Source organism: Corynebacterium sp. UBA2622 (genome assembly GCF_002339505.1).
Taxonomy (GTDB): domain Bacteria; phylum Actinomycetota; class Actinomycetes; order Mycobacteriales; family Mycobacteriaceae; genus Corynebacterium.
Genome location: NZ_DDJO01000002.1, coordinates 117,985 through 143,477, shown reverse-complemented (window position 1 = coordinate 143,477; position 25,493 = coordinate 117,985). Strand labels below are relative to the sequence as shown.

Annotated in this window: 23 protein-coding genes and 4 tRNA genes; 23 read left to right on the top strand and 4 right to left on the bottom strand. The window is 67.9% G+C overall.

The window, feature by feature from the left end:
- Nucleotides 1–933 (bottom strand): 1,4-dihydroxy-2-naphthoyl-CoA synthase, encoded by a 933-nt coding sequence (locus B3611_RS01230; RefSeq protein ID WP_291313260.1) that lies wholly within the window; start codon nt 931–933, stop codon nt 1–3.
- Nucleotides 934–1,033: 100 nt separating this feature from the next.
- Here B3611_RS01230 and B3611_RS01225 point away from each other — a divergent pair, with 100 nt between their 5' ends.
- Genes B3611_RS01225 through B3611_RS01210 form a run of 4 tightly spaced genes read left to right on the top strand, consistent with a single transcriptional unit; the run spans nt 1,034 to nt 4,480 of the window.
- On the top strand, nt 1,034–1,306 hold the full coding sequence (locus B3611_RS01225) for a FeoA family protein (RefSeq protein ID WP_291313259.1): 273 nt from the start codon (nt 1,034–1,036) through the stop codon (nt 1,304–1,306).
- 6 nt (nt 1,307–1,312) lie between these two features.
- Nucleotides 1,313–3,250: a ferrous iron transport protein B gene (gene feoB, locus B3611_RS01220; RefSeq protein ID WP_291313258.1), complete on the top strand. Its 1,938-nt coding sequence runs from the start codon at nt 1,313–1,315 to the stop codon at nt 3,248–3,250.
- On the top strand, nt 3,251–3,505 hold the full coding sequence (locus B3611_RS01215; RefSeq protein WP_291313257.1) for a FeoC-like transcriptional regulator: 255 nt from the start codon (nt 3,251–3,253) through the stop codon (nt 3,503–3,505).
- Nucleotides 3,506–3,514: 9 nt separating this feature from the next.
- Nucleotides 3,515–4,480, top strand: a complete 966-nt coding sequence (locus B3611_RS01210; RefSeq protein WP_291313256.1) for an o-succinylbenzoate synthase — start codon at nt 3,515–3,517, stop codon at nt 4,478–4,480.
- Here B3611_RS01210 and B3611_RS01205 read toward each other — a convergent pair.
- Nucleotides 4,477–5,241, bottom strand: coding sequence for an SDR family NAD(P)-dependent oxidoreductase (locus tag B3611_RS01205; RefSeq protein WP_291313255.1), 765 nt, complete (start codon nt 5,239–5,241; stop codon nt 4,477–4,479). The genes B3611_RS01210 and B3611_RS01205 overlap by 4 nt on opposite strands.
- 176 nt (nt 5,242–5,417) lie before the next feature.
- Between B3611_RS01205 and B3611_RS01200 the strand changes: the two genes are divergently transcribed.
- The 5 genes from B3611_RS01200 to B3611_RS01180 all read left to right on the top strand — a co-directional run bounded on the left by B3611_RS01200 (nt 5,418) and on the right by B3611_RS01180 (nt 10,077).
- Nucleotides 5,418–5,996: a hypothetical protein gene (locus B3611_RS01200; RefSeq protein ID WP_291313254.1), complete on the top strand. Its 579-nt coding sequence runs from the start codon at nt 5,418–5,420 to the stop codon at nt 5,994–5,996.
- Nucleotides 5,997–6,014: 18 nt separating this feature from the next.
- Entirely contained in the window at nt 6,015–7,628 is a 1,614-nt protein-coding gene (menD, locus tag B3611_RS01195) for a 2-succinyl-5-enolpyruvyl-6-hydroxy-3-cyclohexene-1-carboxylic-acid synthase (protein ID WP_291313343.1), read from the top strand.
- Nucleotides 7,628–8,077 (top strand): DUF3592 domain-containing protein, encoded by a 450-nt coding sequence (locus B3611_RS01190; protein WP_291313342.1) that lies wholly within the window; start codon nt 7,628–7,630, stop codon nt 8,075–8,077. Before menD ends, B3611_RS01190 begins: the two co-directional genes overlap by 1 nt.
- A gap of 68 nt (nt 8,078–8,145) precedes the next feature.
- Nucleotides 8,146–9,372: a glycosyltransferase family 4 protein gene (locus B3611_RS01185; RefSeq protein WP_291313253.1), complete on the top strand. Its 1,227-nt coding sequence runs from the start codon at nt 8,146–8,148 to the stop codon at nt 9,370–9,372.
- Nucleotides 9,373–9,390: 18 nt separating this feature from the next.
- The gene (locus B3611_RS01180) at nt 9,391–10,077 is read left to right on the top strand and encodes a demethylmenaquinone methyltransferase (protein ID WP_291313252.1); all 687 of its coding nucleotides are present in this window, start codon (nt 9,391–9,393) and stop codon (nt 10,075–10,077) included.
- A gap of 4 nt (nt 10,078–10,081) precedes the next feature.
- Here B3611_RS01180 and B3611_RS01175 read toward each other — a convergent pair whose 3' ends face one another.
- A complete protein-coding gene (locus B3611_RS01175) occupies nt 10,082–11,317 on the bottom strand; it encodes a geranylgeranyl reductase family protein (protein WP_291313251.1) in 1,236 nt (411 codons plus the stop codon).
- A gap of 153 nt (nt 11,318–11,470) precedes the next feature.
- Between B3611_RS01175 and B3611_RS01170 the strand changes: the two genes are divergently transcribed.
- The 11 genes from B3611_RS01170 to rplL all read left to right on the top strand — a co-directional run bounded on the left by B3611_RS01170 (nt 11,471) and on the right by rplL (nt 18,007).
- Entirely contained in the window at nt 11,471–12,487 is a 1,017-nt protein-coding gene (locus B3611_RS01170) for a polyprenyl synthetase family protein (RefSeq protein WP_291313250.1), read from the top strand.
- 75 nt (nt 12,488–12,562) lie between these two features.
- A tRNA-Tyr gene (locus B3611_RS01165) sits at nt 12,563–12,644 on the top strand.
- A 216-nt stretch (nt 12,645–12,860) separates the two neighbouring features.
- Nucleotides 12,861–12,933, top strand: a tRNA-Thr gene (locus tag B3611_RS01160).
- 34 nt (nt 12,934–12,967) lie between these two features.
- A tRNA-Met gene (locus tag B3611_RS01155) sits at nt 12,968–13,039 on the top strand.
- Nucleotides 13,040–13,104: 65 nt separating this feature from the next.
- Nucleotides 13,105–13,180 (top strand) — tRNA-Trp (locus B3611_RS01150).
- A 23-nt stretch (nt 13,181–13,203) separates the two neighbouring features.
- The gene (secE, locus tag B3611_RS01145; protein WP_291313249.1) at nt 13,204–13,533 is read left to right on the top strand and encodes a preprotein translocase subunit SecE; all 330 of its coding nucleotides are present in this window, start codon (nt 13,204–13,206) and stop codon (nt 13,531–13,533) included.
- Nucleotides 13,534–13,863: 330 nt separating this feature from the next.
- Nucleotides 13,864–14,820 (top strand): transcription termination/antitermination protein NusG, encoded by a 957-nt coding sequence (gene nusG / locus B3611_RS01140; RefSeq protein ID WP_414646279.1) that lies wholly within the window; start codon nt 13,864–13,866, stop codon nt 14,818–14,820.
- A gap of 176 nt (nt 14,821–14,996) precedes the next feature.
- A complete protein-coding gene (gene rplK / locus B3611_RS01135; protein ID WP_291313248.1) occupies nt 14,997–15,425 on the top strand; it encodes a 50S ribosomal protein L11 in 429 nt (142 codons plus the stop codon).
- A gap of 78 nt (nt 15,426–15,503) precedes the next feature.
- Entirely contained in the window at nt 15,504–16,214 is a 711-nt protein-coding gene (gene rplA / locus B3611_RS01130; RefSeq protein ID WP_291313247.1) for a 50S ribosomal protein L1, read from the top strand.
- Nucleotides 16,215–17,028: 814 nt separating this feature from the next.
- Nucleotides 17,029–17,550, top strand: a complete 522-nt coding sequence (gene rplJ / locus B3611_RS01125) for a 50S ribosomal protein L10 (protein WP_291313246.1) — start codon at nt 17,029–17,031, stop codon at nt 17,548–17,550.
- A 67-nt stretch (nt 17,551–17,617) separates the two neighbouring features.
- Entirely contained in the window at nt 17,618–18,007 is a 390-nt protein-coding gene (gene rplL, locus B3611_RS01120; RefSeq protein ID WP_291313245.1) for a 50S ribosomal protein L7/L12, read from the top strand.
- Between the two features lie 94 nt (nt 18,008–18,101).
- Here the strand turns inward: rplL and B3611_RS01115 are convergent, their stop codons facing one another.
- On the bottom strand, nt 18,102–18,944 hold the full coding sequence (locus B3611_RS01115) for an SDR family oxidoreductase (RefSeq protein ID WP_291313244.1): 843 nt from the start codon (nt 18,942–18,944) through the stop codon (nt 18,102–18,104).
- Nucleotides 18,945–19,024: 80 nt separating this feature from the next.
- On the opposite strand from B3611_RS01115, the gene B3611_RS01110 reads away from it, so the two are divergent.
- From B3611_RS01110 to B3611_RS01100, 3 genes are all read left to right on the top strand, one after another.
- Entirely contained in the window at nt 19,025–20,521 is a 1,497-nt protein-coding gene (locus B3611_RS01110; protein ID WP_291313243.1) for a succinic semialdehyde dehydrogenase, read from the top strand.
- A 41-nt stretch (nt 20,522–20,562) separates the two neighbouring features.
- Entirely contained in the window at nt 20,563–21,630 is a 1,068-nt protein-coding gene (locus tag B3611_RS01105) for a DUF3068 domain-containing protein (protein ID WP_291313242.1), read from the top strand.
- A 344-nt stretch (nt 21,631–21,974) separates the two neighbouring features.
- On the top strand, nt 21,975–25,454 hold the full coding sequence (locus tag B3611_RS01100; protein WP_291313241.1) for a DNA-directed RNA polymerase subunit beta: 3,480 nt from the start codon (nt 21,975–21,977) through the stop codon (nt 25,452–25,454).
- Nucleotides 25,455–25,493 lie beyond the last annotated feature (39 nt).

Here is a 25,493-nt window from a genome sequence, read left to right as displayed (position 1 = left end):
CTAGTAGTAGTAGGGGAACTCCTCCCAGTCGGGGTCGCGCTTCTGCAGGAAGGAGTCGCGGCCCTCGACGGCCTCGTCCGTCATGTACGCCAGGCGCGTGGCCTCACCGGCGAAGACCTGCTGGCCCATGAGCCCGTCATCGGCGAGGTTGAAGGCGAACTTGAGCATGCGCTGCGCGGTGGGGGACTTGCCGTTGATTTCGCGCGCGGCCCGAATCGCCTCCTCCTCGAGCTGCCCGTGGTCTGCGACGATGTTCACCGCCCCCATGCGCTGCATCTCCTCGGCACCGTAGGTGCGCCCGAGGAAGAAGATCTCGCGGGCGAACTTCTGGCCCACCATCTTGGCCAGATAGGCGGAGCCGTAGCCGGCGTCGAAGGATCCGACGTCGGCATCCGTCTGCTTGAAGCGCGCCTCCTGCCTAGAGGCGACGGTGAGGTCGCACACCACATGCAGGGAATGGCCGCCGCCGGCGGCCCAGCCGTTGACCACGGCGATGACCACCTTGGGCATGGTGCGGATCAGGCGCTGCACCTCCAGGATGTGCAGGCGGCCGCCCTCGGCCTTCGCCCGGGCCTCGTCCACGGTCTCGGCTCCCTCGCCCGCCGCGTACTGGTAGCCGGAGCGGCCGCGGATGCGCTGGTCGCCGCCGGAGCAGAACGCCCAGCCGCCGTCCTTGGTGCTCGGCCCATTGCCGGTGAGCAGGACGGTCCCCACGGACGGGTCGCGCCGGGCGTCGTCAAGCGCCGCGTAGAGTTCGTCGACCGTGTGGGGGCGGAACGCGTTGCGCACCTCGGGCCTGTCGAAGGCGATGCGCACGATCCCGTTGGCGCGGCCGCCGCCGTTGTGGCGGTGGTAGGTGATGTCCGTGAAGTCGAAGCCCTCCACCTCGTCCCATTGGGCGGGGTCAAAGGGCTGCTGTGTGCTGTAGCTCATGCAGCTCATCCTACGTGTCGCCGTTTTTGAAACATTAATGTGACCAAAATCCCAAGTTAGGTATTGCTTACCTCAATCGGCGGGGATTAGGGTGAGAGCCATGAGTCTGATCAGCACCACGCGTCGCATGCACCCCCAGGGCACCATGGCGGGTTCGCTTATCGACGTCCCCGTCGGTGCCCAGGCCGTTATCGGCGCGCACACCACCGATGCCTCCGCGTCCCGCCGCCTCCGCGAGCTGGGGCTGCGCCCGGGCGCCTGCGTCACCGTGGTGCAGAAAACCTCCGGCGGCGGCCGCGTCGTCCGGGTGGGAAACACCCGCTACGCCCTCGGTGCCCCGGCGCTGCGCACCATCGCGGTCAACGCCGCCTAGCCCGGCATGAGCGACAGCAGCTTCGCCGCCGCCCCGTCCTGCCGCTGCGAGGACACCGGCGTCATCGCGGCCCCTGCCAGCGCCCCCATCATCGCCCTCATCGGGGCACCGAACGCGGGAAAGTCCACGCTGTTTAACGCGCTGACCGGCGCGAGGGTGAAGATGGGCAACTGGCCCGGCACATCCGTCGAGGTCGCCCGCGGCCTGTGGCGCGCGGAGCGCGAGTACGCGGTGATCGATTTCCCCGGCTCCTACTCACTCGACCCGGTCAGCCCGGACGAGGCCTTCACCCGCGACCTCCTCCTGGAACGCCCGCTCGATGAGCGCCCCGACCTGGTGCTCGTGGCGGTCGACGCCGCCAACATCGCGCGCGGGCTCTACCTCGCGGCGCAGGTCGCCGAGCACCCCTACCGCGTTGTGGTGGTGCTGACCAAGTCCGATGTCGCGGCCTCCCAGGGACTCGAGATCGACCCTGCGGCGCTGTCGCGCGAGCTCGGGCTGCCCGTCGTCGCGGTGGATCCCCGCAAGCGCCAGCTGGCCGACCTCCGCGAGGTAGTCGCCCGCGAGCTCGCGCTGCCTGCCGGGATCGTCCGCCCCGCCGAAGGGAACGACGAGCTCGAGCTCGCCGATGCCCGCTTCGCGTGGGTCGATAACGCGGTCTCCGCGGCGACCCTGCGCGACGAGCCGCGCTCGACCATGACGGACAAGGCGGACCGCTTCGTCCTCCACCCCGTCATCGGCCCCCTGATCTTCTTCTTCGCCATGTGGTGCGTCTTCCAGATCACCACCACCGTCGCCGCCCCGATGCAGGATGCCCTCGACGCATTCTTCACCGGCCCCGTCTCGGACGCGGCGGAGGCGGTCCTGCCGGACATCGCCTGGCTGCGCGGGCTCGTCGTGGACGGCCTCATCGGCGGCGTCGGCATGGTGCTCACCTTCGTCCCGCTCATGGCGCTGATGTTCCTCTGCCTCGCGGTACTGGAAGACTCCGGTTACATGGCCCGCGCCGCCGTCGTGGCGGACCGCCTGATGCGAGCCATCGGTCTGCCGGGCAAGGCGTTCATCCCGCTCATCGTGGGCTTCGGCTGCAACGTGCCCGCCATCTCCGCCACGCGCGTGCTGGGCGACCCGCGCCAGCGCCGCATGACGGCGCTGCTGGTGCCCTTCACCTCCTGCTCGGCACGCCTCACCGTCTACGTCATGCTCGCGGCGACGTTCTTCCCGCAGCACGCGGGTTCGGCGGTCTTCGCCATGTACATCGCCTCGATCCTCCTCGTCATCGGGGCCGGGTTCCTCCTGCACAACCTGGTGTGGCGCACGATGGGATCCGACCCGCTGGTCATCGACCTGCCGAGTTACCAGTGGCCGGTGCCCCGTATCGCCCTGTCCGTCATGTGGGGGCGTCTGAAGGGGTTCCTGGAGACGGCCGGCAAGATCATCGTCGCCACCGTCGTCGTGGTCTGGGCGCTGCAGTCCACCCCGGTCCACCCGGGGGAGAGTTTCGGGGAGGTGGACCCGCAGGATTCCGTCTACGGCACCGTCTCGGGCGCGATGGCCCCGGTCTTCGAGCCGGCCGGCTTCAATTCCTGGTCGCTCGCCGGGCCCCTGATCACCGGTTTCGTGGCCAAGGAGGCCGTGATCTCCAGCTGGGCGCAGACCTACTCGCTGGAGGACCCGTCCGGCGAGGCCCCGGAGGAGCAGGGCCAGTCCGCCCTCGCGCAGCAGATCCGCACCGACTTCGACGAGGCCTCCGGCGGCCACGCCACCGCCGCCGTGTGGGCCTTCATGATGTTCCTGCTGGCCTACACCCCGTGCGTGGCCACACTTGCCGCCCAGCGCCGCGAGATCGGTCTGAAGTGGACCATCTTCGGCCTGGTCGCGCAGCTCGCGACGGCCTGGATCCTCGCGGTGGCCACTTTCACCATCCTCCGGTCGGTGCTGTAGATGGGCCCGATGTCCGCGGTCATGGCCGCCATCCGTGAGGGCGCCACGGGACGTGCCGACATTGCGCGCCGCACCGGCCTGGAACGCACCACCGTCGACGCCGTGATCGAACGCCTCGAGGCGATGGGCCAGCTCAGGCGCGAGGGTCTGAACTCCTCCTGCGACGCCGGCGGCTGCGGCAGCTGCTCATCCAACGGTTCCTGCTCCATCCAGCAGGGGCCGGTCGCGTTGGTGCTCGGTCGGCGCTCCTCCTAGCCTGGAGGCATGCAGCCCGACATCACCGCCGACGACATCCTGGAGCGCTCCCACGTCGTCGCGCTCCCGATGGCCGTGAAATTCCGCGGCATCACCACCCGCGAGGCCCTCCTCATCGACGGTCCCGCCGGCTGGGGGGAGTTCTCACCCTTCGTCGAGTACGCCGCCCCCGAGGCCGCCCACTGGCTCGCCTCCGGCCTTGAGGCCGCGTTCACCGGCTTGCCCGGGGCCAGCGGCTGGGTCGAGGTCAACGGCACCGTCCCCGCGGTCCCCGCTGAGCGGGTTCCGGGGGTCCTCGAGCGATTTCCGGGTGTGCGGACCTTCAAGATCAAGGTTGCGGAAAGGGGCCAGTCGCTTGACGACGACATCTCCCGCGTGAACGCCGTCCGCCGCGCGCGTCCGGACGCCATCCTGCGCGTGGACGCCAACCGCGGCTGGACCGTCGCCGAGGCCCTGGAGGCAGCCGAACACCTCGGCGAGCTGGAGTACATCGAGCAACCGTGCGCCACGGTGGAGGAGCTCGCCGAGGTCCGCGCCGGCTGCTCGACCCCCATCGCGGCCGACGAGTCGATCCGCCGGGCCAGCGACCCGTACCGCGTGGTGGCGGCCGGGGCGGCGGACGTGGGTGTCGTCAAGCCTGCCCCGCTCGGGGGAGTGCGCCGGCTCCTCGAAATTAGCGGCGAGCTCGGCTTGGACCTGACGGTGGCCAGCGCGCTCGACACCGCGGTCGGCATCGACGCGGGTCTCGTCGCCGCGAAGCTGGCGGGCTCGCGCGCGGCCGGGTTGGCGACGCAGCGCCTGTTCCTGGAGGATGTCGCGGCCCCGCGCGAGCTTGTCGACGGCCGCCTCGAGGTCGCCCTCACCGCCCCCGACCCGGAGCGCCTCCACAGCCTGCGCGCCCCGGCCGAGCGCCGCGACTGGTGGTTCGCCCGGGTGCGGGAGTGTCTGCCCCACCTCCAGGGCCCGGGCTCCTAGGCTTCGGTGCCGCCGTCGACGCGCAGCACCACGCCCGTGATGAAGGAGGCGCGCTCGGAGAGCAGGAAGCTTGTCGCGTTGGCGATGTCCTCCACCCGGCCCAGGCGCTTCATCGGGATCTGCTGCTCGTAACCGCGCCGCGCATCCTCCGGGAGGGAGGCGAGCGCTGCCGTCTCGATCGCGCCGGGGGCGACCGCGTTGATGCGGATGCCCCGCTCGGCGTACTCGAGGGCGGCGCTGCGGGTCAGTGAGACAACCCCGTGCTTGGATGCGCCGTACGGCGTGAGCGTGGGGGTCGCGCTGATTCCGGCGAGCGAGGCGATGTTGACGATGGCACCCGCACCCTGCCCGCGGAAGTGGCGCAGCTGCTCCTGCATGCAGAGGAAGGTGCCCGTCAGGGTGATGTCGATGGCGCGGTCCCACGCGGTGCGCTCGACGTCGGCGATGTCGCTGGGCATGGCGCCCACGCCCGCGTTGTTCACCGCGAGGTCGAGGTGCCCGAAGCGTTCCAGGGAGAAGGGAACGAGGTTGCGAACGTCCTCCGGTTCCGACACGTCGGCGTGGACGTAGGCCGCCGCACCGCCGTCCCTTTCAATCAACTCGACGGTCTCGCGGCCTGTCCCGTCGTTGACGTCCGAGACCACAACCCGGGCGCCCTTTTCCGCCAGCTGGACCGCGATGGCCCTCCCTATACCGGCACCGCCCGCCGTGACGAGGGCGACCCGGCCGTCAAATTCCTTGTCTGCGTTCATTGGGTTCATCGGCCCCATCCTACCGCGGCTCCAGTTGAGTGCCCGTAAATGAGCGCCAGTCTGGTGGATTTTCCAACGGCGCGGGGTTTCACCAGACTGGCGCTCATTTACAGGCGCTCATGTGGGAACCCCGCCCACGCGCCCGGCGCGGCGGGGTGCTTTGACCGCCGCGCTACCCTGTCCCTATGAACCCCAACAACGACGAGACCCGCCAGTTTGGGTGGGAGCCGCAGTCGGTGGACCAGCCGCCGCACCGCGAGCGGCCCAGGCAGTACTTCCCGGAACCCGGGCAGCAGAGCACGCCCACGCACTACGATGCCCAGCCGGCACCGCGACCGCAATACGCGGCGCCGGAGTACGGCCCCTGGGACGAGCCCGCCTACGCCGACGGGCAGCCTGAGCCGGACCCCGACCGCTCGAACGGCCCAGCCCTGGCCCTGGGGATCGTCGCGGCCCTCGCCACCGCCGCGGCCCTGGTGTTCATGTTCCTCTGGCGCAGCGCCGCCAGTGAGGCCGAGCGTGTGCCCGAGACCGTCACGGTCACCCAGACGCAGCTGCAGACGGTCACCCAGACCACCACCGAGAGCCGCCGCACCCTGCCCTTCGGCCGCGGCGGACAGTCCGGTGCCCCGAGCACACCCGCCCTGCCCAGTGACCTGCCCACCGCGATCCCCACGGACCTCCCCCCGGAGGTCGGCGGCGCCGTGAGCTCCATCGTCGACGGGATCCTCGGCGGGGTCGACAACCTCAGGCAGCAGGGGTAGGCCGTGTCGGAGACCTCCATGGACATCGCCCGCCGCGTCGCCGGCATCGTGGCGGACAACGTCACCGATGTCGTGCTGTGCCCGGGTTCGCGCAACTCCCCGCTGGCCTACGCCCTCCTCGCGCGCCGGGACCTGAACGTCCACGTGCGCATCGACGAGCGTGCCGCCGCCTTCACCGCCCTCGGCATGGCCCGCGTGCAGCGCCGCCACGTCGCGGTGGTGATGACCTCCGGCACTGCCGTCGCCAACACCCTGCCCGCCGTGGTGGAGGCGCGCATGTCGCACACGCCCATCGCGATTGTCAGCGCGGACCGCCCCGCGCGCCTCGTGGGCACGGGTGCCTCGCAGACCATCTGGCAGCAGGGGATCTTCGGCCGGTACGCGCAGACCCAGCAGGTCGCCTCACTCGAGGACGCCTCCGCCATCTCCTTCGCGGCCGACCAGGTGCACATCAACGTCGCCCTGGACACGCCCCTGGTCCCGGAGGAGCTGCCCGGGCCGGAGGGGGCCCCGCGCACCGCCCCGGTCGGGCCGGGGCGCCTCTCCTCCGGGCGGGCGTGGCTCGACCACGGCGCCGTGGACGTGGACCTCACGCGCGACACCCTGGTCATCACCGGCGACGAGGCGTGGGACGTGCCCGGCCTGGAGCACGTGCCCACGATCGCGGAGCCCACCGCCCCCACGCCCTTCCACCAGGTGCACCCGCTGGCGGCCCGCTTCTTCGCCCAGAAGGAGGTGGCCATCAGCCACGAGGGCGGTGACTTCTCCGCCTCGACGCGTCCGGAGCAGGTCATCGTGGTGGGCCACCCCACCCTGCACCGCGACGTCATGGCGCTCCTGGCGGACCCGGAGATCGAGGTCATCGGCCTGAGCCGCACCGACATCTTCACCGGGCGGCCCACGCGCCGGGGCAGCCGCGTCAACGCCACCGGCCAGCCCCGCGACGCCTGGCTGAAAATCTGTGGGGCCGCCGGGGAGGTCGGCGCCGAAACCGTTCGCGACGCTCTCGCGGACGCGCAGTTCGGCTTCACCGGCCTGCACGTCGCGGCCGCAGTCGCGGACACCCTGGGGGTGGGGGACACGCTGGTCCTCGGCTCGTCCAACCCGGTGCGCGACGCCAGCTTCGTCGGCCTGCCCTTCGACGGGGTGCCCACCTACAGCGCCCGGGGCGCGGCCGGCATTGACGGCACCGTCTCCCAGGCCGTCGGTGTCGCGCTGGCCACCCAGGCGCTCGAACCGGGGGAAATCCGCGCCCCGCGCACCGTCGCGCTCATGGGCGACCTGACCTTCCTCCACGATTCCTCCGGTCTCGTCATCGGGCCCGGGGAACGCCGCCCCGGCAACCTGACCATCGTCGTGGCCAACGACGACGGAGGCGGCATCTTCGAGACGCTCGAGGTCGGTTCCGACGCGGTCCGCGGGAACTTCGAGCGGGCGTTCGGCACTCCGCACGGGGTGGACGTCGAGAAGCTCGCGCTCGCGTACGGCACCTCCTACCGCAGGGCGGAGACCCTTCCGGAGCTCGTGGAGACGCTTGTCGACGTCACCTCCACCCCCGACCCGGTCACCGTCGTCGAGGCGGTGACTACGCGGGCCACGCGCAGGGGCCTGGCCGAGAGGCTCCGGCGGTGATCCCGAAACGCCGCCTCCTGCAGCTCGTGGCGGGTTTGTACCTCTGCGCGCTGCTGGCGGCGGTGGCGATGGTCGTGGGCCCGGCGCTCAACGACGCACGCATCATGGCCGACCCCGGCCGGGGGATGGCCACGGTGACCGGGGTGAGCCGGTTGCGCACCTCCGCCGAGTACCAGGACGAGCAGGGCCGTTACCACTCCCCGAAGCACGGCCTGCTCTACCCGACGGACCTCGGGGAGGGGCAGCGCGTGTGGGTGACCTACGCCAAGTCCGACCCGGACCTGGTGAAGGTGGAGGGGCGCGGGTGGACCCTCTCGCTGGTGCCCGCCTTTTCGGTGGCCGCCGCCGCCACCGTGCTGGCGGCCGCGGCGTGGTTCGCGGTGGGGCGGGCCTTCGGCGGAAGCTCCGCCCGCCACTCCGTCCGCCGGGGCGGGGTTACGCTAGCGTAAAGAGAAATTAACGGGGAGTTCTCTCCCCGTGCACTGTCCTTTTGAGCAGGTGTGGAAGGTTTCAACCCATGCGTGTCGCCATCGTCGCGGAGTCCTTTCTTCCCAACGTCAACGGAGTGACCAACTCGGTTCTCCGGGTTCTGGAGCACCTGCACGCGCACGGCCACGAGGCGATCGTCGTCGCGCCGGGCGCCCGGGCCTTCCAGGAGGAGATCCCCGAGTACCTCGGGTTCGAGATCGTCCGCGTGCCCACCGTGATGATCCCGCTGGTGGATTCGCTTCCCATCGGCGTGCCCACGGCCTCCGTGATCAACGCGCTCAGCGCGTTCAAACCGGACGTCGTGCACCTGGCCAGCCCCTTCGTTCTCGGTGGCGCGGGGGCTTTCGCGGCCCTGCAGATGCGCATCCCGGCGGTGGCGCTCTACCAGACGGACGTTGCGGGTTTCGCCACCCAGTACCAGCTTTCCGTCCTGGCCAGCATGGCGTGGGAGTGGACCCGCAACGTGCACAACCGCTGCGAGATCACCCTGGCACCCTCCTCCGAGGCGATCCGGCAGTTGGAGGCGCACGGCGTGAAGAACGTCCGCCACTGGGGCCGGGGTGTGGACACGGAGCTGTTCCACCCCTCCAAGCGCTCCGAGATGCTGCGCCGCCAGTGGGACCCGACGGGGAAGAAGAAGATCGTCGGTTTCGTCGGGCGCCTCGCCGCCGAGAAGGGCGTGCACCGCCTGGCCCCGCTGGTCGAGGACCCCAACGTGCAACTGGTCGTCGTCGGTGACGGGCCCGAGCGCGCCTGCCTGCAGGAGACGCTCCCCAACGCGGTGTTCACCGGCGCCCTCGGCGGCCAGCAGCTTGCGCGCGCGTACGCCAGCCTGGACCTCTTCGTGCACACCGGGGAGTTCGAGACGTTCTGCCAGGCCATCCAGGAGGCGCAGGCGAGCGGCGTGCCCACCATCGGGCCGCGCGCCGGGGGGCCGATCGACCTCATCCAGGAGGGTTACAACGGCCTGCTCCTCGACGTGGATACCTTCACCCACAACCTCCCGGATGCCGTGAAGTACCTCCTGGACGACGTCCGCCACGCCGAGCTGCGGGACAACGCCCGCGAGTCCGTGGCGGACAAGACCTGGGACTCGCTCTGCGGCCAGCTGCTGGACTACTACGGGGAGGCCATCCGCGGCTACAACCGCGGCACCGTGTCCCTCTTCGGGCACCGCTTCGCGGTACCGGGCTGGGCCCAGAAGACGGCGGGCGCCGCCCGCTCCGCCAGGCCCGGCCGGTCGCGCACCGCCTAGCCTGTAAGCTTGGCCCCCATGGCCAAGGCAGACCTGGAGAAGAAGCCCTTCGACGTCGCGGGGATGTTTGACGCGGTGGGCAGCAAGTACGACATCACCAACACCGTGCTGTCGTTCGGCCTGGACAGGTACTGGCGCCGCCGCACCCGCGAGCGCCTCAACCTCCGCCCCGGCGAGAAGGTTCTGGACCTCGCCGCGGGCACCGCCGTCTCCACCGTGGAGCTGTCAAAGTCCGGGGCATGGGTCGTGGCCTGCGACTTCTCCCAGGGAATGCTCGCCGCCGGAAGCGGGCGCGACGTGCCCAAGGTAGTCGGGGATGCGATGCACCTTCCCTTCGCGGACGAGACCTTCGACGCCGTCACCATCTCCTACGGGCTGCGCAACGTCCACGACTTCGAGGCGGGCCTGCGCGAGATGGCGCGCGTGACCAAGCGGGGCGGGCGCCTGGCGGTCAACGAGTTCTCCACTCCGGTCGTGCCGGTGTTCAGCACCGTCTACAAGGAATACCTCCCGCGCGCCCTGCCGCTGGTGGCCAAGGTGTTCTCCTCCAACCCGGAGGCCTACGAGTACCTCGCCGAGTCCATCCGCGCGTGGCCGAACCAGGAGCAGCTCGCCGCCGCGATCAACCGCAACGGCTGGGACGACGCCGGCTGGCGGAACCTCTCCCTCGGCATCGTCGCGCTGCACAGCGCCGTGAAGCCCTGATCCCTCAGGCGGCGTCCCAGAGGGGGGCCTTGACCGGGGCGATTCGCGATGCCGCGCGCCACGCCCGCGAGATGAGGTCGCGGTCCTCGTCCGTCACGAGGTTGCCCATCAACCGCGCGGCCGCGGGCATGATCCGCTTTCCGACGGGCCCCCGCAGCGCCACCGGCCCCGCCAGCGGAAGGAACCGCGGGTAGGTGAGCAGCCGCGCCGCGGTGCGGGCGAGCACGAACGCCTCCCCGTAGGAGCGGCGCAGCTGGTCGGGCCAGGCCAGTGTGAGGTCGCGGCCCCGGCGGATCAGGTCGACGGCCATGACGGCCGTCTCCAGCCCGTAGTCGATGCCCTCGCCGTTGAGCGGGTTGACGCAGGCGGCGGCATCGCCGATGAGGGCCCAGTTGGGCCCCGCCACGTTCGAGACGGCCCCGCCCATCGGCAGAAGGGCGCTCGTCACCCCGGTGGCCGGTCCCAGTCCCCACGTCCCGCGCTGCTGCTCGGCGTACTGGGCGAGCAGCTTCTTGGTGTTCACTTTCGCCGGGCGCGCCTGGGTGGACAGCGCACCGCAACCGAGGTTGACCAATCCCTCCCCGCCGCCGGGTTCGCCCAGGGGGAAGATCCAGCCGTACCCCGGCTGGATGGAACCGTCATCGTCGCGCAGCTCCACGTGGGAGTGCATCCACGGCTCCCCGGCGTGCGGGGAGGTGCAGTACGAGCGCGCGGCGATGCCGTACACCTCGCCGCGGTGCCAGGTGCGCCCGAGGAGTTTGCCGAAGGGAGAGCGCACGCCGTCGGCGACCATGACCCACCGCGGGGACACCTCGCCGCGCGGGGTCGCCACCGAGGAGATCGCACCGCCCGTCAGGTCCACGCCGGTGGCGGGGCAGTCGTGCCACACCGTTGCACCCGCCTTCTCGGCCTCCGCGACCAGGGCGGCATCGAAGTGCGCGCGCGGGCTGGCGGACCCCTCGGTGCCGTAGCGGCCCTCCGGCCAGGGGGCGGTGAGGGCGCCGCCGTAACCGTGCAGCTTCAGGCCGCGGTTGCGGTACGCCGGCAGCACGTGGTCCAGGCCGAGGGTGCGCAGCGCGTGGACGGCGCGTGGAGTGAGGCCGTCACCGCATGTCTTGTCGCGGTTGGCCGGCTGGGCGTCGATAAGCAGCGTGTCCAGGCCCGCCCTCTGCGCGGCCACCGCCGCGGCCGAACCGGAGGGGCCGGCGCCCACGACCAAGACATCCCAGCTGCTGTTCACGGTGAACCATTGTGGCACAGCACCACCACGCCATTTGCCACCCGCTGCTGCGCGGCCCCGCGCAGGTGGGTTACGGTTGAGTGCGAAATTCAATCGCCCTCGGCGATGCCCCATCGCCCCGGGAAGGCCAATCGACCTGCAAGGACGTCACCGATGACCAACGGCAGCCCACCGTCAGCGCCCCACGAGTTCACCATGCAACTCGGGGACGCGGACCTGACCGCCCGCATCGGAGAGGGCATGGGCCGGGTTGAGGACCTGCTGTACGAGCGGCTCTCGGTGGGCGAGGACTTCGTCACCGACAAGGTCACCCACCTGGTCAAGGCGGGGGGCAAGCGTTTCCGCCCCCTCGTGGCGCTGCTGTGCAGCGAGTTCGGCCCCGAGCCGGGAGCGGAGAACGTGGTCAAGGGGGCGGCCATCACGGAGATGGTGCACCTGGCCACCCTCTACCACGACGATGTGATGGACGAGGCCGCCCGCCGCCGCGGCGTGGAATCGGCCAACCACCGGTGGGGCAACACCGTGGCCATCCTTGCGGGGGACATCCTCTTCGCCCATGCCTCCCGGTTGATGAGCGAGATCAACACCGACACCGTCCGCCACTTCGCGGACACCTTCGCCGAGCTGGTAACGGGCCAGATGCGCGAGACGGTCGGGGCGCGCGGTGGTGACCCGGTCGAGCATTACCTCAAGGTCATCGAGGAGAAGACGGGCGTGCTCATCGCCTCCGCCGCCTACCTCGGCTCGCGCAACGCGGGCGCCGGGGACGAGATCGTGGAGCGCTGCGAGAGGCTGGGCGGGGCGATCGGGATGGTTTTCCAGATCGTTGACGACATCATCGACATCTTCTCCTCGCCCACGGAGTCGGGCAAGGTCCCCGGCACCGACCTTCGCGAAGGCGTGTTCACCCTGCCCGTGCTCTACGCCCTGCGTCACGACTCGCCCGCCGGCGAGGAGCTGCGAGGTCTGCTCACGGGCCCGCTCGCGAGTGACGCGGACGTCGCGCGAGCCCTCGAGCTCATCGCCCAGACCGACGGGCGCGAGCGCGCGCTTGCCGACGTCCACCGCTACCTCGCCACCGCGGAGGAGCAGCTCGACGGGCTGCCGGACATCCCGGCCAACCGCGCCCTGCGACAGCTCTCCGCCTACACCGTGGAGCGCGTCGGCTGATTCGGCGTCCTGAACTGCCGATTTGTTGATTTGCGCCCGGGGTGTTGTAAAGTATCCCTCGCACGTTACGTGCTCGCCAGGTTGCCCGAGCGGCCAAAGGGAGCGGACTGTAAATCCGCCGGCATTGCCTTCAGAAGTTCGAATCTTCTACCTGGCACAGACACCGAAACCCGTCACCTCCACGGTGGCGGGTTTCGCCGTTTCCGGTCGGCGCCGCGTGCGGATTCCGGTGCGGGGGAGGGGGTGTCGTGCGACGGCTCCGCGCACGGGAAAATCATTGCCTTCCTGCGGATTTGTGTTCCAAATGTGTGTTGGGTTAATCTTTTCAAGGCTTCAACGGAGCGGGCTGCAAGGCCCACAACTTAGAGGCTGTGCCCCCTTAGCTCAGTCGGCAGAGCGTTTCCATGGTAAGGAAAAGGTCATCAGTTCGATTCTGATAGGGGGCTCTGTTGTTTGCCGCGTGCACGCGCGCAAGCACAGGGCGGTGTAGCTCAGTGGTAGAGCAAGCGACTCATAATCGCTGTGTCGAGAGTTCAATTCTCTCCATCGCTACTCACCTGAACTGGGCGCCCCGGCGTCCGTGGTAGGGTAGGCGTACTGCTCACGGGCAGTGCTCTAGGGGCGTGGCACAATTGGTAGCGCAACGGTCTCCAAAACCGTCGGTTGCAGGTTCGAGTCCTGTCGCCCCTGCCAAGACTTTTAGCAAGAGGAGAGCTGTGACAAATCCGAATGCACAGAATCCGGCGCGGCCGACCGGCAAGCGTCAGCTGCGCGGGTCCTCCTCCGCGACCCCCGTCACCACCGCCTCCGAGGAGGCCAAGCGCTCCGCCGCCCGCGGTACCGATGACGGGGACAAGGCCGGCAACGGAGTCGCCGCCTTCCCCGGTGAGGTTGCCACCGAGCTGCGCAAGGTTATCTGGCCCACCGGCAGTCAGATGCTCAACTACACGCTCATCGTGTTCGCATTCCTCATCGTTCTCACCGCTTTGGTGTGGACCGTCGACTGGGGTGCCCGCTGGGTAGTTGAGCAAGTCTTCGTCCGTTAGCTATAATCTTCGTTTGTAAGCGCATCCCGCCACCCCGGAAGAAGGGGAGGGCGGGATAATTTATTGCCCCGCCCTTCCGGGACAGCCGGTAGGCTGGGGCAAAATTCCGAACCGATCGAGGAGGATCCCATGGCTGAAGACAACGGCAAGAAGCTGGAGACCAACGAGGCCGAGATGGTTGACGAGGGTGCCCCCGTGCAGCCCCAGACCGACCCGGAGGCCAAGGAGGCCAAGAAGGCGGAGAAGGCCGATGAGTCGGGCGAGTCCGACGAGGAGTCTGACAGACACATGGGTGAGCCCGATTTGCCTGACGACGTCGAGAAGGCCGTGATGGCCGAGGCGAGTTCGCTCGAGGCCGGTGACGCCCCCGAGGCCATGATGTTCCGCGCCGAGGGGGATGCTGCGGCAGAAGACGCCGAAGGGGCGGATGCCGGTGCGCCGGCCGCCTTCGACCGCGCCGAGGCCGACGATCACGCCGCCGCAGCCACCTCCGGCGATGACGGCGACACCGCGGCACCGCACGAGCTCTCGTCCGAGTTACTCGGCGAGCAGGGGGCCACCTCCCTCGAACCGGGTGCACCGGAAGGGGAGGCTTCCCCGGAGGGTGCCCTCGAGGGAGCGCCCGAGGAGGAGGCGAGCGACAGCGAGTACCGCCGCCGCCTGCGCGAATACACCCGCGAGCTGAAGAAGCTCCCGGGCGACTGGTACATCATTCAGTCGTACTCGGGTTACGAGAACAAAGTGAAAACCAACCTCGACATGCGCATCCAGACCCTCGAGGTGGAGGATTCCATCTTTGACGTCGTTGTGCCCATCGAGCAGGCCATCGAGCTCAAGGATGGCAAGCGCAAGGTGGTCAAGCGCAAGCTGCTTCCGGGCTACGTCCTCGTCCGCATGGACATGAACGACGCCGCCTGGTCCGTGGTGCGCGAGACTCCGGGTGTCACCTCCTTCGTCGGCAACGAGGGCAACGCGACCCCGGTCAAGCACCGTGATGTCGCGCGCTTCCTGATGCCGAAGGAGACCCCCGTTGAGGGCCAGCCCTCCCAGGCGAACGCCGAGGGGGAGACGGTCGTGGCCATGCCGGAGGAGAACACCACCCCGGCCCTCGCGCACGACTACCAGGTCGGCGAGGCCGTCACTATCCTCTCCGGCGCCCTGGCGTCAGTCTCGGCGACCATTTCCGAGATCGACCCGGTCACCGGCAAGATCCAGGCCCTCGTGTCCATCTTCGGGCGCGAGACCCCGGTGGAGCTGACCGCCGACCAGATCGAGCGCATCATCTAGTTTGCGTTTGGCCTGGACGAGGCCTTAAAGTGAAACGTCGCGTGTGTTCAAAAGACTCACGCGACGTTTTTCATTCATTCATCCCCGGTGGCCCGCGCCGCTTCGAGGCGGGGCATCCGGAAGCTCCCGGCAGTGCATCGTGGCCGGGGGCCGTACCAAGGAATTGAGGTAATTCGATGGCAAAGAAGAAGGTCACCGGCCTGATCAAGCTGCAGATCGAGGCAGGCATGGCGAACCCGGCTCCGCCGGTGGGTCCCGCACTGGGTGCCCACGGCGTGAACATCGTCGAGTTCACCAAGGCATACAACGCCGCCACCGAGTCCATGCGTGGCAACATCATCCCGGTTGAGATCACGGTCTACGAGGACCGCTCCTTCACCTTCATCCTGAAGTCCCCGCCGGCCGCCAAGCTCCTGCTCAAGGCCGCCGGCCTGCAGAAGGGCTCCGGCGTCCCGCACACCCAGAAGGTCGGCTCCGTGACCTGGGACCAGTGCAAGGAGATCGCGGAGACCAAGAAGGAAGACCTCAACGCCCGCGACATCGAGGCTGGCGCCGCGATCATCGCAGGCACCGCCCGCTCCATGGGCATCGAGGTCAAGAAGTAACCACCCCCGCCGTGGAAGGGCCGGCCAAGCCCCAACCACAACTCCCACTGTTTGAGAAGAACAGGAAAGGAACACAACATGGCAAAGAAGTCCAAGCGCTACCTGGAGATGGCCGCCAAGGTCGACGCCTCCACCCTGTACCACCCGCTCGATGCCGTCACCCTTGCCAAGGAGACCTCCTCCGACAAGTACGACGCCACCATCGATGTCGCAATGCGTCTCTCCGTCGACCCGCGCAAGGCGGACCAGCTGGTCCGCGGCACGGTATCCCTGCCCAACGGCACCGGCAAGACCGTGCGCGTCGCCGTCTTCGCCGAGGGTGAGAACGCCACCAAGGCCCAGGAGGCCGGCGCCGACATTGTGGGCACCGACGAGCTCATCGAGCAGATCAACAACGGCCAGCTCGACTTCGACGTGGCGATCGCCACCCCGGACCAGATGGCCAAGGTCGGCCGCGTCGCGCGCGTCCTCGGACCCCGCGGCCTGATGCCGAACCCGAAGACCGGCACGGTCACCCCGGACGTCGCAAAGGCGATCCAGGAGGTCAAGGGTGGCAAGATCTCCTTCCGCGTGGACAAGGCATCCAACCTCCACGCGCTGATCGGCAAGGCTTCCTTCACCGCCGAGCAGCTCGCCGAGAACTACGGCGCGCTACTCGACGAGGTCCTCCGCCTCAAGCCCGCATCCGCCAAGGGCATCTACCTGAAGAAGATCGCGGTCTCTGCGACCCAGGGCCCCGGCATCCAGATCGATCCGAGCGTGCAGAAGAACTACGCCACCAAGGCGTAATTCGCCGGGGTGATCCGTCACCTCTGAAGCCCCGCGACGTTGCTGTCGCGGGGCTTTGCCGTGTGCGGGCCCCTGTGGGTGGGGTCCGCGCGAACCGTGATATCACGGTTTACGTTTTCGGCGGGACCGTGACCAGGAATTTTACGGCGGGGTTCGCGCAAACCGTGATATCACGGTTTCTACTCTCGTAGCGCCCGTGACCAGGCACTTTAGGGCGGGATCCGCGCAAACCGTGATATCCCACCCGCGGACCCCTAAGTCGGCAGAACCGGCCTATTGTTCCGGATCTCCGCGACCTGGAGAAACGCAAACCGTGATATCACGGTTACTGCTTTTGAAGCGCCCGCGACCTGGCAATTTAGGGCGGGAATTGCGCAAACCGTGATATCGCGACCACGGAACCCCTGGTCGGCAAAACGGCCCTTCCGGCCCGGGTCCCCCGCGTCCTGGGGCGACTTAAACCGTGATATCACACCCCAGCGCCACCCACCCGACCCCCACCGACCGCGCTCCACCCGCCGCGCGATTTGCCATTACGCGGCACGGGTGGCTAAACTGACTCCTCGAAGTTTGAACGGGTGCCGGCTGCCGGCCCCGCGCTCAAGTTTCACCGAAGACCGTCGGTCGCCCCGGGAAACCGGGGCCGAAGGTTTCCCACTCCAGGGAACGGCCCACGCAGGAGGAACGTGGCAAACCTTTCTGGTGCCTCGTGCTTCTGCACGGGGCATTTTGCATGGGCGCCTGAAGGGGCGTCGCCAAGCGAAATGCTCCGGCGGATTGTAGGACATGACGTTATTGGAAGGAGGCGTGAGTAATGGCAAACCCGAAGAACACCAAGGAGCTCGAAGTTCTCAAGGACAAGTTCCAGGAGGCTAGCTCCCTCGTGCTTACCGAGTACCGTGGCCTGACCGTTGGTCAGATTCAGGAGTTGCGCGGTCAGCTGGGCTTCGATGTCGAGTACCACGTCGCCAAGAACACCCTCGTCAAGATCGCCGCAAGCGAGAACGGCATTGAGGGTCTCGATGAGCTTCTGACCGGCCCGACGGCCGTCGCCTTCATCAAGGGCGAGGCAGTTGATGCCGCAAAGGTCCTGAAGAAGTTCAGCAAGGATCACGACGCGCTCGTGATCAAGGGCGGCTACATGGATGGAAACGCCATCGATGCCTCCCAGGTTGGCGCCATCGCCGAGATGGACAACCGCGAGACCACCCTTGCAAAGATCGCCGGCGCCTTCCAGGGCTCCTTGGCAAAGGCTGCTGGCCTGTTCCAGGCTCCAGCATCCAAGACCGCCCGCCTTGTCGCTGCGCTGCAGGACAAGCAGGGCGAAGCTGCGTAAAGCACGAACGACACCACATATTGACTCCCCGGGCCGCCCGCCGGCCCGCTAAAGAAAGGAAGCCACCATGGCTAAGCTGTCCAAGGACGAGCTCATTGAGCAGTTCAAGGAAATGACCCTCATCGAGCTTTCCGAGTTCCTGAAGGAATTCGAGGAGGTCTTCGACGTCACCGCCGCCGCTCCGGTCGCTGTCGCCGCCGCAGGCGCTCCGGCTGGCGGCGAGGGTGCCGCTGAGGAGGAGAAGGACGAGTTCGACGTCGTTCTCGAGTCCGCCGGCGACAAGAAGATCGGCGTCATCAAGGTTGTCCGCGAGCTCGTCCCGGGTCTCGGCCTGAAGGACGCCAAGGAAATGGTCGAGGGTGCCCCCAAGGCCATCCTCGAGGGCGCCAACAAGGACGACGCCGAGGCCGCCAAGACCAAGCTCGAGGAGGCTGGCGCGAAGGTTACCCTCAAGTAATCACGCCCCGTTTATTTCGGCTCGAAGCTCCCCGCACTGCACGGTGTGGGGAGCTTTTCGCTTCTCGACACCCTCCCGGCACCCGCCCGGGAACCTAACCGACCAGCAACTTCGTGGTGTAGCGCTTGAGCATGTCGGGGGAGAGGTCCGCGAGAACCTTGAGCACCGTATCCGGGGCGCTGACGGTGTGGTGCAGCTTCTTCTTCAGGTAGAGGTTGCGGGTGGTGAAGATCTTCTCCGCCACCTCGGCTACGTCATCCGGGACGAGACGCACCCCCAGCGTCCTGACGGAGCGGGCGTTGACCTCCGAGATCTTCGACTTGGCCCACAGCGGCATGATGTCGTTGACGCGGATCTTGTCCCGCGCCCACTCCAGGGCCATTGCCTCCGTCAGTCCCTTGACGTAGAACTTCGAGGCGGAATACGTGGACACGTCGGGCTGGCCGAAGTTGGCGGAGGCGGAGCACATGGAGACCATGACCGAGCCGCGGGTGCGCTTCAGGTAGGGGTGGCACGCCTTGGCGCCGTAGGCCACGCCGACGCAGTTGATGTCGGTGATCCACTGGATCTTGTCCGGGGTCTGCTCGCTCAGGGGGCCGTCGACGATGACACCGGCGTTGTTGAAGAACGCGTCCATGGTCCCGCCGGTGCGGGAGGTGAAGTCGGAGACCGCCGCCTCCCAGCTGTCCCAGTCGCGCACGTCCAGGTGGCCGGTCACGAGGGTTCCCGGCAGGTCGGCCGCCTCCTCCGCCCACTCGGTGGGGACGATGTCGTAGGAGCCGACGATCCACCCGCGCCGGAGCATGCGCTGTGCGGTGGCCTTGCCGATGCCCGCCGCACCCCCCGAGATGAAGATGGACTTCTGTCTCCCTCCGCCGGCGGCTCCCGCGGTGTGCTTACGGCCGTGTGCTGCGTGTGATCCCTGTGACGCTGTCATGGCTAAGACTCTAGATGTTATCCCGGTCACAGGTATAGTATTGGCCGGAAACTTAACTCCGGAAAAGAGGGAACCGACCCATGACCCACGCGATGCGCGAGCAGACCACCACGGACATCATCAACCCCGCGACGGGGGAGGTCATCGGGGCCGTGCCCCTGCACACGAGGGAGGACACGAAGGCGGCCTTCGAGAGGGCGCGCCTGGCCCAGAAACGCTGGGGGAGCACCAGCGTGCGCGAACGCCGAAGGATCCTCCTCCGGTTCCACAACCTGGTCCTGGACAACCGCGACCACCTCATGGACGTGATCCAGGACGAGAACGGCAAGAACCGTCTCTCCGCGCTGGAGGAGGTCCTCGACGTCGCGCTGACCTCGCGCCACTACGGTTACAGGGCGCAGAAGCTGCTGAAGGAGCACCGGCGCCGCTCCGTTTTCCCCGTTATCACGAGCACCCGGGAGCAGCGCCCCCCGAAGGGTGTCGTTGGCGTCATCGCCCCCTTCAATTACCCGCTCTCGCTCGCGGTCACCGACGCCCTCGCCGCGCTCATGGCGGGCAACGCCGTGGTGCTCAAGCCGGATTCCCAGACTCCGCTGTCCGCGCTCGCCGGTGCCGAGCTGCTCGAGCGCGCCGGGCTGCCCCGCGACCTTTTCCAGGTGATCACCGGCTCCGGCACCGAGGTGGGTCAGGCCATCGTGGAGGAGTGCGACTTCCTCATGTTCACCGGCTCCACCGCGACAGGGGAGAAGCTGGCCGAGCAGGCGGCATCGCGCCTCATTGACTACTCCATGGAGCTCGGGGGGAAGAACGCGATGATCGTGGCCCACGACGCCGATGTCAAGCGCGCGGTCGAGGGTGCGTGGACCGCGTGCTTCGGCAACTCGGGCCAGCTGTGCATCTCGATCGAGCGGATGTACGTGCACCGCGCCGTCGCCGACGAATTCATTCCGGCCTTCGTGTCCCGCGTCCAGGCCATGCGCGTCGGTGCGGGGCACGACTGGGACATCGACATGGGTTCCCAGATCTCGGTGGAGCACACCGAGAAGATCGAGCGCTTCGTCGACGATGCGGTGAGCAAAGGCGCAACGGTCCTCACGGGTGGGCGCCGACTCCGCGAGCTTGGCGACGCCTTCTTCGCGCCCACCGTGCTCACGGACGTGCCAGAGGATGCTGACCTGCACCGCGACGAGGTCTTCGGGCCCGTTGTCTACATCGAGGTCGTGGACTCCGATGACGAGGCTGTCGCGCGCGCCAACGACACCACCTACGGGCTGAACTCCTCCGTCTGGGCCACCCCGAAGACCGGACGGAAGATCGCCTCGCGGCTGCAGACCGGCACGGTGAACATCAACGAGGGCTACGCACCCGCGTGGTCGGCGATCGACGCCCCCATGGGCGGGTGGAAGAAATCCGGCGTGGGCCGCCGCCACGGTGACCACGGCCTGACCAAGTACACGGAGCCCCGGAACGTCACGGAAACGCGGTTCACCACCCTGATGAACAACGGAATCCCCCGTGACAAGTGGGCGGCGCTGCTCGGGGCGTCGCTCAAGCTCGGCCGCGACATTCTGCGCTGACGGGCCGGGGTCGGGGAGGTCCTGCGATACAATCAGCGGTCATGCTCCCCACGTCCCGAATTCTCTCGGCCCTCCTGACCGGCCTGGGCATCGCGCTCGTCGTCGGTGGGCTTATCGCCCCCCGGTTTCTCGTCGGTGACGGACGCCTGCCCCTCAGCCTGGAGGACACGACGTGGACGATGACGGACCCTCAGGGGAAGTACCTGGGCAGGACAGCCCCCGTCACGCGCCAGCTGCACATGGAGATCCAGGATCCCTCGGACGAGGACACCGCCAGCGTCCGCGTCGGGGACACTCTACGCGCGGGTGAGGCGGGCAGCGACTTCGACAATCTCGTCAGCGCCGCCACCTGGTCCTACGTCATGGATCGCCGCTCAGGCGAGCCGCAGGGGGACATGCACCTGCAGACGGTCATGGCCACGCCCGCCGTCGATGTCGCGAACGGGGGGAGCTGGCTCAAGCTCCCCTCGGACGTGGAGCAGAAGACCTACACCGTTTTCGATCCCACGCTTCGTTCCGGTGCCGCCGCCGACTTCACGGGGGAGGAGGACATCAAGGGTCGCAGCGTCTACACCTTCGAGCAGCGCATCAACCCGACAAACGTCGCCATGGCGTACGCGGACATGCGCAACACCAAAACCATCCAGGGCCCGGACGGCCAGCAGATCCGCGCCTTCCTCTTCCACTCCGCGCAGCGCCGGCTCCTGGTGGACCAGATCTCCGGGCTCGTGGTGGGAATGGACGAGAAGGTGGATGACTACTACGGCGACGCCCAGGGGCGCCGGCTCGAGGATTACGTGGCCTATGACGCCCACATGCCCCGCGAACGCGTCGAATCCATGACGGACCAGCTCGGTTCCGTGCGCTCGGCCGACCAGTCCCGCGCGGTACGCTACGGAGTCATCGGGCTCGGTACCCTGTTGACCCTGGCGGGGCTCGTCGGGACGCTGCGCCCGGGCGGGAGGCCGGGCAAAACTGCTGGTCGCCGCGGCGGCGGGAGTCGGGGAGCGGCGGGCCGTGCCGTACCCGCCCGCCGGGACCGGGGGGCGCGTTCGATGCGGCGACGCGGAAAAGGCGGGGGATCGACGGCGGTTTCATTTGCCGAATAGAACGGGGGCAGTGGTAGAGTTCCCCCCAAGCGAATGACCCGCACAGGACGGCAAGCGGGTTCCGCGGGGACAACACTTGGGGGGTGTTGAGTATTCGGGGGCGAGTCTTTACAATGCGCGGCCGGTTGTATAAGCTAAGTCGTTGCGCTGGAAGCCGTCTCCAGTTTGTTCATGAAACCTTGTCCTCACGGTTTTCACGGCCGTTTTGACAAGGTGACTTTGTGCATTTCAGGGGCGGATCTTCCACAGCAGACCAAATGCTAACTTATCCAGCGGATTCGCCGGTGAAACCGTGAGCCAGAGCAGGTTTCCCGCGTCCGCGTGAGGTGCTGGAAGGACCCAACTTGGCAGTCTCCCACCAGACCATGTCAATGGCCACTATCCCCGGAGCTCCGCAGCGTTACTCCTTTGCGAAGATTTCCGAACCCATCACGGTTCCGGGGCTTCTTGACGTACAGCTTGAATCTTTCGCCTGGCTCGTGGGCACGCCGGAATGGCGCGAGCGCGAGCAGGCCGAGCGGGGCGAGTCCGCGCGCGTGACCAGCGGACTCGAGGACATCCTCGAGGAGCTCTCCCCGATCCAGGACTACTCGGGCAACATGAGCCTGTCCCTGTCCGAGCCCCGCTTCGAGGACGTCAAGTACACCATTGACGAGTGTAAAGACAAAGACATCAACTACTCCGCCCCGCTCTACGTCACCGCGGAGTTCATCAACAACGACACCCAGGAGATCAAGTCCCAGACCGTCTTCATCGGCGACTTCCCGCTGATGACCGATAAGGGCACCTTCATCGTCAACGGCACCGAGCGCGTCGTCGTCTCCCAGCTCGTGCGTTCCCCGGGTGTCTACTTCGACGAGACCATCGACAAATCCACGGAGCGCCCGCTGCACTCCGTGAAGGTCATCCCGTCCCGTGGTGCCTGGCTGGAATTCGACGTCGACAAGCGCGACACCGTCGGCGTGCGCATCGACCGCAAGCGCCGCCAACCGGTGACCGTCCTGCTGAAGGCCCTGGGATGGTCCACCGAGCAGATCACGGAGCGCTTCGGCTTCTCCGAGATCATGATGTCCACCCTCGAGTCCGACGGCGTGGCCAACACCGACGAGGCGCTGCTGGAGATCTACCGCAAGCAGCGCCCCGGTGAGCAGCCGACCCGCGATCTCGCGCAGTCCCTGCTCGAGAACGCCTTCTTCCGCGCGAAGCGCTACGACCTCGCGCGCGTCGGCCGCTACAAGGTCAACCGCAAGCTGGGCCTCGGCGGCGACCACGAGGGCCTGATGACCCTCACCGAGGAAGACATCGCCACCACCCTCGAGTACCTGGTGCGCCTCCACTCCGGCGAGACCGAGATGACCTCCCCGACTGGGGAGACCATCCCGATCAACACCGACGACATCGACCACTTCGGCAACCGTCGCCTGCGCACCGTGGGTGAGCTGATCCAGAACCAGGTCCGCGTCGGCCTCTCCCGTATGGAGCGCGTCGTCCGCGAGCGCATGACCACCCAGGACGCGGAGTCCATCACCCCGACGTCCCTGATCAACGTGCGCCCGGTCTCCGCCGCGATCCGCGAGTTCTTCGGCACCTCGCAGCTGTCGCAGTTCATGGACCAGAACAACTCCCTGTCCGGCCTGACCCACAAGCGCCGCCTCTCCGCGCTCGGCCCGGGCGGCCTGTCGCGCGAACGCGCCGGCATCGAGGTTCGCGACGTGCACCCGTCGCACTACGGCCGCATGTGCCCGATTGAGACCCCCGAGGGCCCGAACATCGGCCTAATCGGCGCGCTCGCCTCCTACGCCCGCGTGAACGCCTTCGGCTTCATTGAGACGCCGTACCAGAAGGTCGAGGACGGCAAGCTCACCGACCGGATCGATTACCTCACCGCCGACGAGGAGGACCGCTACGCCATTGCGCAGGCGGCCACCCCGATGGACAAGGACGGCGCCCTCACCGCAGAGCGCATCGAGGTCCGCCTCAAGGACGGCGACATCGGTGTCGTCGGCCCGCAGGGCGTCGACTACCTCGACATCTCCCCGCGCCAGATGGTCTCCGTCGCCACCGCGATGATTCCGTTCCTGGAGCACGACGACGCCAACCGCGCCCTCATGGGTGCGAACATGCAGAAGCAGGCCGTGCCCCTGCTGCGCCCCGAGGCCCCCTACGTGGCCACCGGCATGGAGCAGCGCGCGGCCTACGACGCGGGCGACACCGTCATCTCCGCCAAGGCCGGCGCGGTGACCAACGTCTCCGGTGACTTCATCACCATCATGGACGACAACGGCGTGCAGGACACCTACATGCTGCGCACCTTCGAGCGCACGAACCAGGGCACCTGCTACAACCAGACCCCGATCGTCTCCCAGGGCGACCGCGTCGAGGCCGGCCAGGTCATCGCCGACGGCCCGGGCACCAAGGACGGCGAGATGTCCCTCGGCCGCAACCTGCTGGTTGCGTTCATGCCGTGGGAGGGCCACAACTACGAGGACGCCATCATCCTCAACCAGCGCGTGGTGGAGGAGGACATCCTCACCTCCGTGCACATCGAGGAGCACGAGATCGATGCCCGCGACACCAAGCTGGGCGCCGAGGAGATCACCCGCGAGATCCCGAACGTCTCCGAGGACGTGTTGAAGGACCTCGACGAGCGCGGCATTATCCGCATCGGCGCGGACGTGCGCGACGGCGACATCCTGGTCGGCAAGGTCACCCCGAAGGGCGAGACCGAGTTGACCCCTGAGGAGCGCCTCCTGCGCGCCATCTTCGGCGAGAAGGCCCGCGAGGTCCGTGACACCTCCCTCAAGGTGCCCCACGGTGAGACGGGCAAGGTCATCGCCGTGCGCCGCTTCTCCCGCGAGGACGACGACGATCTGAGCCCGGGCGTCAACGAGATGATCCGCGTCTACGTCGCCCAGAAGCGCAAGATCCAGGACGGCGACAAGATGGCCGGCCGCCACGGCAACAAGGGTGTCGTGGGCAAGATCCTCCCCCAGGAGGACATGCCGTTCATGGCTGACGGCACCCCGGTGGACATCATCCTGAACACCCACGGCGTACCCCGCCGCATGAACATCGGCCAGGTCCTCGAGGTCCACCTCGGCTGGCTGGCCAAGGCCGGCTGGACCGTTAACCCGGACGATCCGAAGAATGCCGCCCTCCTGGAGACCCTCCCGGAGCAGCTCTACGACGTCCCGGCAGAGTCCCTCACTGCGACCCCGGTGTTCGACGGCGCGACCAACGAGGAGATCGCGGGCCTGCTCGCAAACTCCAAGCCGAACCGCGACGGCGACGTCATGGTGGACGAGAACGGCAAGACGGTGCTTTTCGACGGCCGCTCAGGCGAACCGTTCAAGTACCCCGTCTCGGTGGGCTACATGTACATGCTGAAGCTGCACCACCTGGTGGACGAGAAGATCCACGCCCGCTCCACTGGCCCGTACTCCATGATCACCCAGCAGCCGCTGGGCGGTAAGGCCCAGTTCGGCGGCCAGCGCTTCGGCGAGATGGAGGTGTGGGCGATGCAGGCGTACGGCGCCGCCTACACCCTCCAGGAGCTGCTGACCATCAAGTCGGATGACGTGGTGGGCCGAGTGAAGGTCTACGAGGCCATCGTCAAGGGCGACAACATCCCCGATCCGGGCATCCCCGAGTCCTTCAAGGTTCTGCTCAAGGAGCTGCAGTCCCTCTGCCTCAACGTGGAGGTGCTCTCCGCCGACGGGGTTCCGATGGAACTGGCCGGCGACGACGACGACTACGACCAGGCCGGATCGTCGCTGGGCATCAACCTCTCGCGCGACGAGGGATCCGCGGCGGACACGGCCTAGGCGCCAGGCGGGCGTCGGGAAGCGAATGCTCCCCGGGGC